The organism is Alcanivorax sp. HI0044, from assembly GCF_001634945.1.
This window is the reverse complement of sequence record NZ_LWEZ01000316.1, coordinates 1-656: the sequence shown is the minus strand read 5'-3', so window position 1 is coordinate 656 and position 656 is coordinate 1. Positions and strand designations below refer to the sequence as shown.

1 pseudogene is annotated in these 656 nt (G+C 54.9%); it reads left to right on the top strand.

The annotated features are described in order from the left end of the window. Positions 1–157 precede the first annotated feature (157 nt). Positions 158–656 (top strand): annotated as a pseudogene (locus tag A3730_RS03815) (sensor histidine kinase); the annotation flags it as partial.

Below are 656 nucleotides of genomic sequence, written 5' to 3'. Positions count from 1 at the left end.
TGACTTATGTCGAGTGCATTTTTTCACCAATCAAGGCGCTTTTCTGCAGGCATAGTGGGTCTACGTCAAAGAAAAGCAACACTGAGTGGCGGAAAAAGGCGCCGTCATAAGTTGCATTATTAGTGGCGACCTACACTAAACTGGGGTTATGGAAACCATGTCGTCGTCCTCACCCTCCAAGGGCTCCTTGTCTGGGTCGCTGTTTTCTGCGCTGCGCCGCAGCAGCGATGACCTGACTGGCCGCAAGAACCTGCAGCTACTGATTCAGCTGCGCTGGATTGCCATGTTCGGCCAGTTCGCCACCATTCTGGTGGTCAACTACGGTTTTGGTATCAAGCTGCCTGTGTCACAAATGCTGGTGGTGTTGTTTGGCCTGCTGTTGCTCAACGCAGTCAGCGTGCTGCGCCTGAGACTGCCGAAGCCGATTGGTAATACCGAGCTGTTCCTGTCCCTGCTGATCGATGTGGCCACACTCACCATGCTGTTGGCGCTCAGTGGCGGTGCCTCCAATCCGTTCGTGTTCCTGTATCTGTTGCAGGTGATTCTGGGGGCGGTGTTGCTGGAGGTCTGGTCTACCTGGGTCATTCTGATTACCACCACCCTGTGTTTTGGTTGGCTGGCCTGGTACGGCCATCCGCTACCCATGCCACTGGATC